The following is a 14,476-nucleotide window of genomic DNA, read 5'->3' on the forward strand; positions in this document are numbered from 1 at the left end:
CCTGGCCCCAAATCTATTCAGCTCGCAGGCAGGGCATAGGCGATGACTTCGTCGCCGACTTTCGTCTCCATGAAATGATGCCCGCCGGGCGCGATGACGATGTATTGCCTGCCATCGACCTCATAGGTCATCGGCGTCGTCTGGCCGCCGGCGGGAAGGTCGGCGTGCCATACTTCCTTGCCCGTCTTGATGTCGATGGCGCGCAGCTTGTTGTCGGTGGTCGCGGCGATGAAGATCAGGCCGCCGGCCGTCACCAGCGGGCCGCCATTGTTCGGCGTTCCGATAGTCAGCGGCAGCATGGAAGGAAGGCCGAAGGGCCCGTTGTTGTCGGCGCTGCCGAGCGGCTCGTCCCACAGCGTCCTGCCGGTCTTGAGATCGATCGCGCGGATATGACCATAGGGCGGCTTCGAGCACAGCAGGCCCGTTGGCAAGCGCCAGCCGGCATTGACGGCAATGGCGTATGGCGATCCGGCCTGCGGATCGCCGATGTCCTTCACCTTTTTCGGGCTGCCGCCCTTGTCTATCGGCTTGAAGCCCATCTGGTCGGCCTTCTCGCGCGGGATCAACTGATTGTAGTTCGGCATGTCGTTGTAATTGGCGATCAGCACCCCGCTGTCGGTGTCGACGGCGATGCTGCCCCAGTCCGAGCCACCATTGTAGCCGGGATATTCGATGAAGGGCCGGTCGACCGTCGGCGGGGTGTACTCGCCCTGATAGGAGGCGCGATGGAACTGGATGCGGCAGTAGAGCTGGTCCAGCGGGCTCATGCCCCACATGTCCTTTTCGGTCAGCACCGGCTGGTCGAGATGCGCGTAGCCTGAATAGGGCTGCGTCTTGGAGAGCTTGTCCGGTTCGACGCCGCCCGAGGGCACATTGCGCTCCTCGACCGGGAAGAGCGGCTTGCCGGTCTTGCGGTCGAGCACGTAGATCTGGCCCTGCTTGCTGGGCACGATGATGGCGGCGATCTTGCCGGTCACGGTCGAGAAATCGACGAGCGTCGGCTGTGAGCCGAGGTCGTAGTCCCAAAGATCGTGATGCACCGTCTGGAAATGCCAGGCCGGCTTGCCCGTCGTGACATCGACGGCGACGATCGATGAGTTGAACTGGTTCTCGAAATCCTTGCGATCGACACCATAGTAGTCGACGGCGGCATTGCCGAGCGGCAGGTAGACATAGCCGAGTTGCGGATCGGCGGCCGCGACGGTCCACATGTTCGGGGTGCCACGCGTGTAGGTGTCGCCGGCAGGCGGCGCGCCCGTCCGATCGGGATGGCCCATGTCCCATGCCCAGGCGAGCTTGCCGGTGGTGGCGTCATAGCCGCGGACGACGCCCGAAGGCGCGTTCTCGGCCTGGCCATCCTTGACCTGCGCACCGACGACCGCGATACCGCGCACGATGGTTGGCGGCGCGGTGACAGAATACCAACCGGGTACCGTCTCGCCGATGCCTTGCGTGAGGTCGACGACGCCCTGCTGGCCGAAGTCCGTGCAGGGTTTGCCGGTCTTGGCATCGATGGCGATCAGGCGCGCGTCCAGTGTTCCGATGAGAAGCCTTGTCGCGCAGGCTTGATCCGCCTTGGCGTCCGGCACGGCGAAATAGGCAACACCGCGACAGCTCGCGCCATAGGGTATGGCGTCGTCGGGGACCTTCGGGTCGTAACGCCATTCTTCCTTGCCGCTGCGGGCATCGGCGGAAATGATGATGTCCTTGGCCGAGCAGGCATAGAGATGGCCGCCGATCTCGAGCGGCGTGTTTTCGGGCGAGTAGAGGTCCTTGGTCGCTTCGTTCGGCATGTCGCCGGTGTGGAAGGACCAGGCGCGGGTGAGCTTGGAAACATTGGCCGCGGTGATCTGGTTCAGCGGCGAATAGCGCGTCCCCAGTTCCGATCCGCCATAGACCGGCCAGTCATTGCCGGCCTGATGGGTCGCGGTGTCCTGCGAGGCCGGCGTTCCGTTCGGCGCGGGCTGCGCGGCAGGCGCCGGCGGTTGCGCCGGTGACTGCGCCAAGGCATCGATGTGCAGGAAGCCGAACGCGCCCAGCGCAATGACCGGCAGCAGCAGGCTTGTCACATAGGCGGCGTTCCTGCTGCCTCGGCTGCCGATGTCGCGGAAGGCTGGAACGGCAAGCAGGACGAAGATGAGGATGATCGTGGGAGCCAAGACGCGCGGCATCAGCGCCCAGCCGTCGAGACCGACCTCCCAATAGGCCCAGGCAAGCGTTGCGAGCCATGTCAGGACGTAAAGCCAGACACCGGCCATATTTCCTGCGAGCAGCAGAATGCCCGCGAGCAGCAATGCGATGCCGGCGGGCAGATAATACCAGGAGCCGCCGAGCGCGACGAGCCAGGCGCCACCGCAGCCGATCAGCAGGCCGAGAACGACCAATAGGATGCCGACCAGCCCTCTCCACCAGTAGGCGACACCGCGATGGCGCAGAGGACGATGGGGGTTGTTTGCAGCGGCGTCGGTCATGGCATTTTCCAGCGTGAAACAGATCGTGATATCTGGCGAACGCATGCAGCCGGCTGTGGTTGCGGATTAAATTCGGGATCCGCCGTCGCTGCCGGTCACCATTCTGTGATCCTTTTGCGGCTTCGGAACCTTCGTGGCGAAAGCACCGTTAGGTGTCGTCAACTCTGAGTTTGCCTTCAGCAGAATCGGCGAGGGGATGCCGCAGATCTTCTCGAAAAACGCCAATGGCGTTGCGCGCTTTGTCATCTGGGGAAGTTGTGCAGTTCTGCTGATCGCCGCAGCGATCGGGACAATCCTTCCCCGTTCGGACCTGGTAACGGGAGTAGGTGAGCCATTGGCGCAGCCGGTGCCGTTCAGTCACAAGCACCATGTCGGCCAGCTCGGCATCGACTGCCGCTATTGCCACAACGGTGTCGAGACCTCGTCTTCGGCGGGTCTGCCGGCGACCGAAGTCTGCATGACCTGTCATTCGCAGCTTTTCACCAACGCCGAGATGTTGGCGCCCGTGCGCGCAAGCCTGGCCAGCGGCAAGCCGATCGAATGGCAGCGCGTCAACAGCGTACCCGACTTTGTGTTCTTCAATCACGCCATACACGTTAATAAGGGCGTCGCCTGCGAGACCTGCCATGGCGAGGTCGACCAGATGCCGCTGACCAGGCGAGCGCATACGCTGAGCATGGAATGGTGCCTCGGCTGTCATCGCAATCCCGGACCCAATCTGCGTCCGCCACGGGACGTGTTCCTGATGCACTGGCAGCCACCTGAGGACATCGCCGAGATCAGGCGACAGCTTATCGGCATGCTCGACATCCATCCCGAGACGATGACGGATTGCTATGTCTGCCATCGCTGAAGGAAAGGCGCAGCCCGCTATCGACATCGCAGCGTTGCGCCGACGGCTGACGAGCGGCCGCGAGATGTGGCGCAGCCTCGACGAGATTGCCGGCACCGTGGAATTCCGGCGCTTCGTCGAAGCCGAATTTCCGGCAATCGCGGAGCGCCTGCCGGCCAGGCCGAACCGGCGCACGCTGCTGAAGCTGATGGGCGCTTCGCTGTCGCTTGCCGGGCTGGCCGCCTGCAGCAGGGCGGAAGGCATCGTGCCTTATGTGCGCCAGCCGGAAATGCTGATCCCCGGCAAGCCGGCCTATTACGCGACAACATTGTCGAGCGACGGCTTCGGCATCGGCGCCATCGTCGAGAGCCATGAAGGGCGGCCGACCAAGGTGGAGGGCAATCCGGATCATCCGGCGTCGCGCGGCGCAACCGACGCGGTGATGCAAGCGGCGGTGCTGACGCTGTTCGACCCTGATCGCTCGCGCACCCCGCTCAAGGATGGACAGCCGGCATCCTATGGCGATTTCCTCAAGGACATGGCGGCACTCGTCTCGCGCTGGACGGCCTCACAAGGACAGGGCGGAGCCCTGCTGGTTGAAGCGACTACCTCGCCGACTCTTGCGGCGCAGTTGGATGCGCTGCGGGCACGCTATCCGAAACTGAAAATCCATCGTCACGACCCGTTGGCGATATCTGCGGCGGCGGAGGCGTCACATGCACTGTTCGGATCGGCGCTGACGCCGGTCTACCGCTTCGATCGTGCCGAAACGATCGTCAGTCTCGACGCCGATTTCCTGGGCGAGGGGCCGGGGCGGCTCGCCTATGCGCGCGACTTCGCCGCGCGGCGACGCGTGCGCAGCCCGAACGACGGGATGAGCCGGCTTTATGCGGTGGAATCGACGCCGACGATCACCGGCGCGGCGGCCGATCATAAGATAGCGATACGGCCGAGTGAGGTCGAAGCCGTGGCTGCCGGGCTTCATGCCACGCTGGAAGGCCAAGCCGGGGCGCCCGTAGCGCCAATCGACCAGACTCCGATCGACGCGCCATGGATGAATGCGCTGGTCGATGATCTGAAGGCAGCCGGCCGCAACGCACTGGTCGTGCCGGGTGCGCATCAGAGCGTGTTCGTTCACACTGCCGCGTTTGCCGCCAATGCGAGGCTTGGCGCGCTCGGCAATACGATGGAGTTTATCGCGGCGCCGGATGCGCTGCAGGTCGATGGCGATCTGGAGGCGATGTGCGAAGCGATTGGCCACGGGGCGATCGACGCGGTCATCGTGCTCGTCGCAAATCCGCTGCACACCGCGCCGGCAGGCCTCGATGTGCGCAAAGCCTTTTCCGGCCTGAAGCTGCTTGTCCATCAGGGGCTCTATCGCGACGAGACGGCATTCCTGGCGCATTGGCATGTGCCTGCGGCGCATGAACTCGAGAGCTGGAGCGACATCCGAGCCTATGACGGCACGGCCTCGCTGGTGCAGCCGCTGATCAGGCCGCTTTACGATGGCAAGACCGGGCATGAGCTGCTCGCCGTGCTTGGCGGCCAATTCCAGACTGATCCGCTGTCGCTTGTCCGGCAGCATTGGGCAGAGCTCGATGATGACACGTGGAGAAAGGCTCTGCGCGACGGTGTTATAGCGAACAGTGCCGCCAGGCCGGCATCCGTTACAGTGCCGCCGGATCTGGCGGGACTGAAGACGGCGGCAAACGCGGGCAATGGCATCGAGGTCCGCTTCGTCGCTGATCCGTGGCTGCGTGACGGCCGCTTTGCCAATGCGTCGTGGCTGCAGGAGCTGCCGCGACCGCTGACCAAGATCGTGTGGGGCAATGCTGCGCTCATATCGCCCGCCACTGCCGAGCGACTGAAAATCGAAAACGGCGATGTCATCAATGTCGCCTCAAATGGCGCGGACGTCGATGGACCGGCCTGGATCGCGCCCGGCCATCCGGACGAAACGATAACGCTTTCCTTTGGCTTCGGGCGAAAGGTCGGTTCCGTTGCCGCGCTGTCGGAAGGCTACGACGCCTTCCATTTGCGCCGTGGTTCGGAATGGTTCGCGACCGGCGCGGCGATCGCACCCCGCAAGAACAGCATGCGCGTCATCACCACGCAGCAACACCAGGCGATGGAAGGTCGCGCCATCGTGCGCCACGCCTCGCTCGACGCATTCCGGCAGAACTCGGATTTCGTCCGCAAGGATGTGCCGCCGGCGCCGACGGAATCGCTCTATCCCGATTGGCGTTACGACCAGGAAGCCTGGGCGATGGCGATCGATCTTTCGGCCTGCATCGGGTGCATGGCCTGCGTCTCGGCCTGCCAGGCAGAGAACAACATCGCGCCGGTCGGGCCGGAGGAATGCGAGCGCGGCCACGAGATGCACTGGCTGCGAGTCGATCGCTACTATGCCGGTCCGCTCGACGCGCCCGAGACCTTTTTCCAGCCGGTGCCGTGCATGCATTGCGAAAAGGCGCCCTGCGAAGTGGTGTGCCCGGTCAACGCCACCGTGCATACGCATGATGGGCTGAATGCGCAGGTCTACAACCGCTGCATCGGCACGCGCTATTGCTCGCAGAACTGCCCCTACAAGGTGCGGCGCTTCAACTTCCTCGACCACCAGTCGTTCGACAAGGACGAAGCTGGGCCGGAGCAGGGCGTGCACAATCCGAACGTCAGCGTGCGCTCGCACGGCGTGATGGAGAAATGCACCTACTGCATCCAGCGCATCAGCGCCAAGCGCATCCAGGCGCAGATCGAAAATCGCGACATCGCCGATGGCGAAGTGGTCACCGCCTGCCAACAGGCCTGCCCAACCCAGGCCATCACCTTCGGTGATCGCAACAGGAAAGACGCAAAGGTCGTTCGGGAGAAAAGCGCGCCGCAGAACTACGCGCTGCTGGAGGAGCTGAACACACGGCCGCGCACCTCCTATCTCGGCAAAATCTCCAATCCGAACGGCAGGCTTGCCAGACCAAGCGAGGCGACCGATGGCTGAAGCCGGCGCGAACAGCTCGGCTGTCCTGCGCGGCCGTCACGACTTTCCCGAGATCAGTGGGCGCATCGGCTCGATCGTGCTCAACGGCCGCCTGCCGCGTCATTTCTGGACGGCGTTCTTCCTTTGCTTCCTGCTCGTCCTGCTGCTGCTCTATTCGATCACTTACCTGATCGCCGTCGGTGTCGGCGCCTATGGTATCGACATTCCGGTGGCCTGGGGCACGATGATCTCCAACTTCGTCTGGTGGATCGGCATCGGCCATGCCGGCACGCTGATCTCGGCGGTGCTCCTGCTGCTGCGCCAACCATGGCGCGCCTCGATCAACCGCTTCGCCGAAGCCATGACGCTGTTTGCCGTCGCCATGGCCGGCTTGTTCCCGATCCTGCATCTCGGCCGACCGTGGTTCTTCTACTGGCTGCTGCCGCTGCCCAATGTGCATATGAACTGGCCGCAATGGCGCAGCCCGCTCGTCTGGGATTTCGCGGCGATCGCGACCTATGCGACCGTCTCGCTGCTCTTCTGGTATATGGGTCTGCTGCCGGATCTGGCGGTGCTGCGCGACCGCGCGAGAGCAAGGCCGGCGCAGCTCTTCTACGGCATATTGGCGCTTGGCTGGCGCGGCTCGGCCTATCATTGGTCGCGCTATCAGGTCGTCTATTTCCTGCTAGCCGCCCTGGCCACGCCGCTGGTCGTTTCGGTCCACTCGATCGTCTCGCTCGACTTCACCTTCGCCATCACGCCCGGCTACCACTCGACGATCTTCCCGCCCTATTTCGTCGCCGGCGCGCTGCTCTCAGGCTTCGCCATGGTGCTCACCATCGCCATTCCGCTGCGCTGGGCTTTTTCGGTCGAGGACCTGATCACGGTCAGGCATATGGACAATGCCGCCAAGCTGATGATCGCCGCCGGCATGGTCGTCGCCTATGGCTATGTCTCCGAAGCATTCTTCGCCTGGTATTCGGGCGAGCCCTACGAACGCGCCATGATGGCGCAGCGCGCGCTAGGTCCCTATGCGCCGCTGTTCTGGACGATGCTCGGCCTGAACTGTGGCGTGCTGCAGTTGCTGTGGTTCAGACGCATCCGCCGCAACATGCCGCTGCTGTTCGCGATCGCCATTGCCATCAACATCGGCATGTGGATCGAACGCTACATCATCGTCGTGACGGGGCCGAGCCGCGACTACCTGCCGTCTGCCTGGGGCGAGCAGTCGCTGACCTGGCTCGACTTCGGCATCCTCTTCGGCTCGATCGGCACCTTTTTCGCGCTGGTCTTCCTGTTTATCCGCATCCTGCCGGCGATCACCATCTTCGAGGTCGAGGAACTGGCTGAGGAGGAGGGCAAGCTCAGATGAGCCTCTACGGTCTCGTGGCTGCGTTTGCCGCACCCGAAGCGCTTATCGAGGCAGCCCGCGGCATGCGCGAGCGCGGCTACCGGCGCATGGATGCGTTCTCGCCGTTTCCGCTGAAGGAATTGGATGAGATACTGGAAATCCGCGCCACGCGCCTGCCCTGGGCCGTGCTCGCCGGCGGCATTGCCGGCGCCGCTCTTGTCTATGCGCTGATCTGGTACTCCGTCGAGATCGACTATCCCATCAATGTCGGCGGCCGGCCGCTGCATTCCTGGCCGCCTTTCGTCGTCATCGCCTTCGAGGCCGGCATTCTCGGCGCAGCCTTCGCCGGCTTTCTGGGTGTGCTCGCGGCCAACGGCCTGCCCCGCTACCATCATCCGGTCTTCAACGCCGAGAGCTTCAGCTATGCCCGCGGCGGCAAGTTCTATCTGCTGATCGAAGCGGCCGATCCGAAATACCGGAAGGGCGTGACCCGGGGCCAACTGACGCGGCTCGGTGCCGAGACGGTCGAAGAGGTCGAAGCGTGAGCCGTCTCGGCCTAACGCTTCTGCTCGGAGCGCTGGCTGTCGCCGGCTGCCGGCAGGACATGGAGGACCAGCCGCGCTACGATCCGCTGGAGGCGAGCAGCCAATTCGCCGACGGCATGTCGGCACGCACGCCGGTCACGGGCACTGTCACACGCGACGCCGATCTTTCGCCTGTCCCGGACAAAATCCCCTATCCGATCACGACCGAGCTGCTACAGCGCGGCCAGCAGCGTTTCGACATATTCTGTTCGCCCTGTCACAGCCGCACCGGCGACGGCAACGGCATGATCGTCCAGCGCGGCTTTCCGGCGCCACCAAGCTACCATCAGGATGCGCTGCGCAAGGCCTCGGACCGCCACTTCTACGACGTCATCACCAACGGCTACGGCGCGATGTATTCTTATGCGGCGCGCGTGCCGCCGCAGGACCGCTGGGCGATCGTCGCCTATATCCGCGCGCTGCAATATTCGCGCGCCGCTCCAGTCGCCGAACTTCCGCAAAGCCTGCGCACGCGGCTTGAAGCGGAGGCATCGCCATGAGCCGCCTGGAGCAGGGTTTTGTGGCGGTCGGCGTCGCGGGACTTGTCCTGTGCGTTCTTGGCGCATCGCTCGATGCCAAAGCAATGCTGGGCGCCTGGGTCGCGGTAGCTATCTTCGCGATCAGCCTGCCGCTCGGCGCGCTGACCATATTGATGGTGCACGGGCTGACCGGCGGACGCTGGGGCGAGGCGGTCCGCCAGCCTTTGCGGGTCATGATCGCGATGCTGCCGCTCGCGCTTATCTTGCTCCTGCCGGTGCTGATGAGACTCGACCTTATCTTCCCATGGGCCGGCGCGGATTCCGCGATGCTTTCTGAGAAGGTTCGAGAGAAGCTTGCTTATCTCAACGTGCCGTTCTTCCTGCTGCGCTTCGCTGTCTGCGCGGCGATCTGGCTCGTTCTCACATGGGTGGTGCTCGGCTCGACTTCAGAGGATTCCGAGAAAGCTGGCAACGGGAGGAAATATGCTCTTGGCCTGATCCTCCACGCGCTTGCCGTCAGCGTCTTTGCCATCGACTGGATGCTTTCGATCGAGCCGGAATTCACCTCGACCATCTACGCGCTTTGTGAGGCCTCCGCCGAAGTCGTCGGAGCTTTCGCCCTGGCGATCCTTGTGCTGGCCGCAAGACGGGCAGTGGAGGTCATACCCGGTGGCGAGGAAGATGTCGCGCTTAGCGAGGACCTTGCCAACATGCAGCTGGGCTTCCTGCTGACCTGGATCTACCTCGTCTTCATGCAGTGGGTTGTCGTCTGGGGCGGCGACCTGCCCGACGAGATCGGGTGGTACATCAGTCGCGCGACGGGGGGCTGGCGGTATCTGCTGTGGCTGCTGATTGCCTTGCAGGCGGCTGCGTTCACAGGCTCGCTCGGCCGACGGCTCAAGCGCAGCCATGACGGCCTGGTCTGGCTGGCGGGGGCAGCTCTTGCAGGCCATTTCGCCGATGTGTTCTGGCGTATACGGCCACCGCTCTTTTCCGGCGGTCTGCTAGCGCTCTGGCATGATGCGGTCGCCTGGGTGGGACTGGGTGGGCTGTGGCTTGCGCTGTTCCTCTTCCTGCTCCGCCGGGCAGACAGGATCGTCTGGTGGAGGCGGGAGGTAGCCCATGGCTAAGGCGCACCGCCATCCCGAGACGCGCGATGTCCAGCCGCGGATGCTGCTCGCTTTCGGTGGCGGGCTGCTGCTGTTCATCGCCTTGGCCGCGATCGGCATGAAGCTCGCCTTCAACACCACGCCGACATGGCTGCCGGTTCCGACGGAAACCAGTCCGGAAAGCCCCGATCTGCAGACCGCGCCAAGGCAGGACCTGGCAAGTCTTCGCGCCGAGGAGGATCGCCAGCTCAAAATGCTTGGCTGGGTCGACCGCAATGCCGGCATCGCCCGTATTCCGATCGACGACGCCATGTGGGCAATTGTCAGCAACGGTTTGCCGGATTGGTCGCAGCAGCGATCCGCAACCACTGGAGCCGATGACTGCGCCCTGGTCACAGCGGCCGTTCCCCGCGCTCCGCAGGCCCAGAATTGCCGACAGCAAAGCGGGGCAGGGCGATGAGAAGCTTGTTAGCCGCCCTTTGTCTGTTCGTTGCCGGCGCGGCCCCTGCCGCCGAGCGACCGACATTCGATCCAAAGCTCGGCGCACAGCTGACGCTGGACCGCGAACTGATCGACGCCAGCGGCCGGAAGCTGACGCTGGGCGAAACGCTGGGCGGCCGTCCGGCGCTTGTCATCTTCGGCTACGACAAATGCCCGAACCTGTGCGGCGTCACCCAGCAGGCCGTTGCCTCCGACCTGAACAAGACATCGCTTCGGCCGGCAGACTACCGCGCGCTGTTCATCTCGATCGATCCCGAGGAGACCCCGGCCGACGCGGCCACGGCGCAAGATGACATCGCTTCCGCCGCCGGTCCGGCAGGCCTGCCCGCCTGGCGTTTCCTGACCAGCAGCGATGGCGCAGGCGCTACGCTTGCCAGCGAGGCGGGCATCACCTTCGACCGGCGCAAAGGCATCGATCAGTTCGTCCATCCGATCGCGGTCATAGCACTTACGCCGTCTGGCCGGATTTCACAGGTGCTGCCGGCGCTGACCTTCACGCCGCGCGATCTCAAGCTCGCGCTGGTCGAAGCGTCGGAGAACAGGCTTGGGTCGATTGCCGATCACATCTTCCTGCTCTGCGCCGGCTTCGACAGTTCGAAAGGCCAGTACACGCCGGCGATCTGGGCGGCGCTGAAAGTCGCGAGCCTGGCAACGCTGCTTGGCCTCGGCGCAACCGTGCTCTGGCAAAGCTGGGGGAGGGCAAGGTGAGCTTCGGCATTCCCTTCTTCCCGCAGGAGGCTTCCTCGGAAGCCGGCCAGGTCGATGCGCTGTTTTACACTTTGCTTGCTTTTTCCGTCGTTCTCGGACTGGCGCTGACCGGACTGGTCGTCGGCTACGCGGTGAAATACCGCGTCGGCTCACAGGCGGATCGGACGGGCAAGCGTTCCCGCAGCCTGCCGCTGGAAATGAGCTGGACGATCGCCAGCCTGATCGTCGCTTTCATCTTCTTCGGCTGGGGCGCCACGCTTTTCGTTCGCCGCGACCATCCGCCGGCGGACGCGCTCGAGATCACCGGACTCGGCAAGCAATGGATGTGGGAGTTCAGGCAGCCAGGCGGCCAGCGCGAGATCAACGAATTGCATGTTCCCGTCGGCAAACCTGTCGTGGTGTCGCTCGCCTCACAGGACGTCATCCACTCCTTCTACGTGCCGGCGTTCCGTATCAAGCAGGATGCGGTGCCGGGCCGCACGACGCATATCTGGTTCATCGCCACCGAGCCAGGCCGCTACCACCTGTTCTGCGCCCAATATTGCGGCACGCAGCATTCCGAAATGGGCGGCTGGGTGACCGTGATGGCGCCCGAGCAATATGCCGCGTGGCTGAACAGCCAGGGCGAAGGCGAGACGCTTGCCGCGAGCGGCGAGAAACTGTTTCGCGCGCTGGGCTGCTCGGGCTGCCATGGCGCGAGCAGCAAGGTGCGGGCGCCGTCGCTTGACGGCATCTTCGGCCGGCCGGTGGCGCTCGACAACCAGCAGACGGTGATCGCAGACGAGCGTTATCTGCGCGACTCCATCCTCAATCCGAAGAAGGAAATCGCGGCGGGCTATGAACCGGTCATGCCGAGCTTCGACGGCCTGATCGACGAAGGCGAACTGCAGATGCTGCTCGCTTATCTGAAGTCGCTTTCGCCGCAACCAACGGCTGGAGCCATGCCATGACCAACGTGGCGATGCAGGGCACGTATTTGGGGGAGGGGAGCGGGCCTCGCGCGTGGCTGCTGACCACCGACCACAAGCGCGTTGCATGGCTCTACCTGATCTCGCTGACTACCTTCTTCTTCCTCGGCGGCGCCATGGCGGTGCTGATGCGCATCGAGCTTGCGACACCGGCCGGCGACCTCGTCTCCGACGATGTCTACAACCGGCTGTTCTCGCTGCACGGCATCATCATGGTCTGGTTCTTCCTGGTGCCGTCGATCCCGGCGACATTGGGCAATTTCCTTTTGCCGTTGATGATCGGCGCGCGCGACCTCGCGTTCCCGCGGCTGAACCTCGCCAGCTGGTATGTCTTCATCTTCGGCAGCTTGTTCGCGCTGTTTGCGGTGGTGGCGGGCGGCGTCGACACCGGCTGGACGTTCTACACGCCGCTGTCGACGCTCTATGCCAATGGCTGGGTTTCGACCGCGGCGTTCGGCGTCTTCATCGTCGGCTTCTCGACGATCATGACCGGCATCAACTTCATCGTCAGCGTGCACACGCTGCGCGCGCCCGGGCTCACCTGGTTCCGCCTGCCGATCTTCGTCTGGACGCTCTACGCCACCAGCCTGGTGATGGTGCTGGCGACCCCGGTGCTCGCCGCCTCGCTGATCCTGATCGTGCTGGAGCGTGTGTTCGGCATCGGCATCTTCAATCCCGATCTCGGCGGCGATCCGCTGCTCTTCCAGCATCTCTTTTGGTTCTACTCGCACCCGGCGGTCTACATCATGATCCTGCCAGGCATGGGCGTGGTGTCGGAGGTGCTGCCCTGTTTCAGCCGCCGGCCGCTGTTCGGCTACAAGGCCGTGGCGATGTCGTCGATGGCGATCGCCGTCTTTGGCTTCCTGGTCTGGGGCCACCACATGTTCGTCAGCGGGCAATCTTCCTATGCCGGCGTGGTATTCTCGTTCCTGTCCTTCTGCGTCGCGATCCCGTCGGCGATCAAGGTCTTCAACTGGAGCCTGACGCTGCGCAAGGGCGAGATCAGCTTCGAGACGCCGATGCTTTACGCGCTGTTCTTCCTTGCGCTGTTCACCTTCGGCGGGCTGGCGGGGCTCTTCCTTGCGTCGCTCGCGGTCGACGTGCATGTCCACGACACCTACTTCGTCATCGCGCACTTCCACTACATCATGGTCGGCGGCATGGTGACCGCCTATATGGCCGGCCTGCATTTCTGGTGGCCTAAGCTGACCGGCCGCATGTATTCGGAAACGGCGGGGCGGATCGCGGCGACCGTCACCTTCGTCGGCTTCAACCTGACCTTCTTCCCGCAATATGTGCTGGGCTTCGACGGCATGCCCCGGCGCTATCATACCTATCCGCCGGAGTTCCAATTCTGGAACGTGCTGTCGTCGGCTGGCGCGGTGGTGCTGGCGATCGGCTATTTGATGCCGTTGTTCTATCTCGGCTGGTCGCTGTTTCGCGGCGCTCGCGCGACCGACAATCCGTGGAACGCCACCGGGCTCGAATGGCAGACAGGCTCGCCGCCGCCGCCGCATAATTTCGAGACGATGCCGGTTGTGACCCGACCGGCCTATGCCTACGACATGAAGGGGCTTGAGCACGAACGCTTCAGTCCGCATCTGGAGGCAGGCGGATGAGCGGGACCGAGAGCGTCGCCTTCGACACCCCGCAGCGCGAACGGCGCGCCGACAATTTTGCCATGTGGGTGTTCATCGGCTCCGAGGCGATGCTGTTCGGCGCGATCTTCCTGGTCTTCCTCGTCGCGCATATCGATTTCGGCCCCGCCTTCGCGGCAGCATCGAAACATCTTTCGCTGCCGATCGGTACCCTCAACACCGCCGTGCTGATCACCAGCAGCTTCACCATGGCGCTGGCCCATATGCTTGCGCTTCACAGACGCTGGCGCGCTACGGTCTGGGCGCTGGCCGCGACATCTGCGCTGGGTATTTGCTTCCTGGCCGTGAAAGGCATCGAATATGGCAAGGAAATCGGTGAAGGCCTGGCTCCGCTCCTTGGCCTGCCGTTTCGCTATGCCGGGCCGGATCCGACCCACGCCGAATTCTTCTTCGGCCTCTATTTCGCGATGACCTCGCTGCACGCGCTGCACCTGATCGGCGGCATCGTCGTCATCGCCGGCATGGTCGCGCTCTGGCGGACCGCCAGCCCTGCCAACCGGCTGCGCCGGGTCGTGGCCGTCGGCCTCTACTGGCACTTTGTCGACATCATCTGGGTGTTCATGTTCCCCGTCCTTTACCTGATCAACCGATGAGCGAACTGCGCAAACTCACCTTCGGCTATCTCGGCCTGCTCGCGCTGCTGGCACTGACGGTCGGCTCGTCCCTTTTCGACCTTGGCGGCTTCAATGTCGCCCTCAACCTGGCGATCGCCGCCGCGAAGGCGGTCCTGATCGCCATGTTGTTCATGCATCTGACAGGCATGTTGCCGCGGCTCGCCGTTGCGGCCGCCGGGCTTTGGCTCGTCATCCTCTTCGGGCTGACGCTGATCGGACGATAAGAG

At 63.9% G+C, this 14,476-nt stretch carries 13 protein-coding genes; 12 read left to right on the plus strand and 1 reads right to left on the minus strand.

Annotated elements, in window-relative coordinates; translation table 11 throughout:
* Nucleotides 1–17 precede the first annotated feature (17 nt).
* Nucleotides 18–2,471: a membrane-bound PQQ-dependent dehydrogenase, glucose/quinate/shikimate family gene (locus FJ430_RS13335; protein ID WP_140703672.1), complete on the minus strand. Its 2,454-nt coding sequence runs from the start codon at nucleotides 2,469–2,471 to the stop codon at nucleotides 18–20.
* A 196-nt stretch (nucleotides 2,472–2,667) separates the two neighbouring features.
* Between FJ430_RS13335 and FJ430_RS13340 the strand changes: the two genes are divergently transcribed.
* From FJ430_RS13340 to FJ430_RS13395, 12 genes are read left to right on the plus strand one after another with little or no spacing between them, the layout of a single operon-like run.
* Nucleotides 2,668–3,324, plus strand: coding sequence for a cytochrome c3 family protein (locus tag FJ430_RS13340; RefSeq protein WP_210239889.1), 657 nt, complete (start codon nucleotides 2,668–2,670; stop codon nucleotides 3,322–3,324).
* Nucleotides 3,308–6,298, plus strand: coding sequence for a TAT-variant-translocated molybdopterin oxidoreductase (locus FJ430_RS13345; RefSeq protein WP_140703668.1), 2,991 nt, complete (start codon nucleotides 3,308–3,310; stop codon nucleotides 6,296–6,298). Before FJ430_RS13340 ends, FJ430_RS13345 begins: the two co-directional genes overlap by 17 nt.
* The gene (gene nrfD / locus FJ430_RS13350) at nucleotides 6,291–7,649 is read left to right on the plus strand and encodes an NrfD/PsrC family molybdoenzyme membrane anchor subunit (RefSeq protein WP_140703666.1); all 1,359 of its coding nucleotides are present in this window, start codon (nucleotides 6,291–6,293) and stop codon (nucleotides 7,647–7,649) included. The genes FJ430_RS13345 and nrfD overlap by 8 nt, the downstream gene beginning before the upstream one ends.
* Nucleotides 7,646–8,173, plus strand: a complete 528-nt coding sequence (locus tag FJ430_RS13355) for a DUF3341 domain-containing protein (RefSeq protein ID WP_140703664.1) — start codon at nucleotides 7,646–7,648, stop codon at nucleotides 8,171–8,173. Before nrfD ends, FJ430_RS13355 begins: the two co-directional genes overlap by 4 nt.
* A complete protein-coding gene (locus FJ430_RS13360) occupies nucleotides 8,170–8,712 on the plus strand; it encodes a c-type cytochrome (protein ID WP_140703663.1) in 543 nt (180 codons plus the stop codon). Before FJ430_RS13355 ends, FJ430_RS13360 begins: the two co-directional genes overlap by 4 nt.
* Before the next feature lie 20 nt (nucleotides 8,713–8,732).
* On the plus strand, nucleotides 8,733–9,821 hold the full coding sequence (locus FJ430_RS13365) for a hypothetical protein (protein WP_226892178.1): 1,089 nt from the start codon (nucleotides 8,733–8,735) through the stop codon (nucleotides 9,819–9,821).
* A gap of 40 nt (nucleotides 9,822–9,861) precedes the next feature.
* Entirely contained in the window at nucleotides 9,862–10,260 is a 399-nt protein-coding gene (locus tag FJ430_RS13370; RefSeq protein ID WP_140710393.1) for a hypothetical protein, read from the plus strand.
* Entirely contained in the window at nucleotides 10,257–11,009 is a 753-nt protein-coding gene (locus tag FJ430_RS13375; protein ID WP_140710395.1) for an SCO family protein, read from the plus strand. Before FJ430_RS13370 ends, FJ430_RS13375 begins: the two co-directional genes overlap by 4 nt.
* Nucleotides 11,006–11,959, plus strand: a complete 954-nt coding sequence (gene coxB, locus FJ430_RS13380) for a cytochrome c oxidase subunit II (protein ID WP_140710397.1) — start codon at nucleotides 11,006–11,008, stop codon at nucleotides 11,957–11,959. Before FJ430_RS13375 ends, coxB begins: the two co-directional genes overlap by 4 nt.
* Nucleotides 11,956–13,596: a cytochrome c oxidase subunit I gene (gene ctaD, locus FJ430_RS13385; protein WP_140710399.1), complete on the plus strand. Its 1,641-nt coding sequence runs from the start codon at nucleotides 11,956–11,958 to the stop codon at nucleotides 13,594–13,596. The genes coxB and ctaD overlap by 4 nt, the downstream gene beginning before the upstream one ends.
* Entirely contained in the window at nucleotides 13,593–14,228 is a 636-nt protein-coding gene (locus tag FJ430_RS13390) for a cytochrome c oxidase subunit 3 (RefSeq protein WP_140710401.1), read from the plus strand. The genes ctaD and FJ430_RS13390 overlap by 4 nt, the downstream gene beginning before the upstream one ends.
* Nucleotides 14,225–14,473 (plus strand): cytochrome C oxidase subunit IV family protein, encoded by a 249-nt coding sequence (locus tag FJ430_RS13395; protein ID WP_140640549.1) that lies wholly within the window; start codon nucleotides 14,225–14,227, stop codon nucleotides 14,471–14,473. The genes FJ430_RS13390 and FJ430_RS13395 overlap by 4 nt, the downstream gene beginning before the upstream one ends.
* Nucleotides 14,474–14,476 lie beyond the last annotated feature (3 nt).

It is taken from the genome of Mesorhizobium sp. B2-8-5 (assembly GCF_006440675.2).
GTDB lineage: Bacteria > Pseudomonadota > Alphaproteobacteria > Rhizobiales > Rhizobiaceae > Mesorhizobium.

What these genes read in the sequence shown, in the direction of transcription:
- nrfD (WP_140703666.1), top strand. Translation starts at nt 6,291, where the DNA reads ATGGCTGAAGCCGGCGCGAACAGCTCGGCTGTCCTGCGCGGCCGTCAC.
- FJ430_RS13355 (WP_140703664.1), top strand. Translation starts at nt 7,646, where the DNA reads ATGAGCCTCTACGGTCTCGTGGCTGCGTTTGCCGCACCCGAAGCGCTT.
- FJ430_RS13345 (WP_140703668.1), top strand. Translation starts at nt 3,308, where the DNA reads ATGTCTGCCATCGCTGAAGGAAAGGCGCAGCCCGCTATCGACATCGCA.
- FJ430_RS13375 (WP_140710395.1), top strand. Translation starts at nt 10,257, where the DNA reads ATGAGAAGCTTGTTAGCCGCCCTTTGTCTGTTCGTTGCCGGCGCGGCC.
- FJ430_RS13340 (WP_210239889.1), top strand. Translation starts at nt 2,668, where the DNA reads ATGCCGCAGATCTTCTCGAAAAACGCCAATGGCGTTGCGCGCTTTGTC.
- FJ430_RS13395 (WP_140640549.1), top strand. Translation starts at nt 14,225, where the DNA reads ATGAGCGAACTGCGCAAACTCACCTTCGGCTATCTCGGCCTGCTCGCG.
- FJ430_RS13335 (WP_140703672.1), bottom strand. Translation starts at nt 2,471, where the DNA reads ATGACCGACGCCGCTGCAAACAACCCCCATCGTCCTCTGCGCCATCGC.
- ctaD (WP_140710399.1), top strand. Translation starts at nt 11,956, where the DNA reads ATGACCAACGTGGCGATGCAGGGCACGTATTTGGGGGAGGGGAGCGGG.
- FJ430_RS13390 (WP_140710401.1), top strand. Translation starts at nt 13,593, where the DNA reads ATGAGCGGGACCGAGAGCGTCGCCTTCGACACCCCGCAGCGCGAACGG.
- FJ430_RS13370 (WP_140710393.1), top strand. Translation starts at nt 9,862, where the DNA reads ATGCTGCTCGCTTTCGGTGGCGGGCTGCTGCTGTTCATCGCCTTGGCC.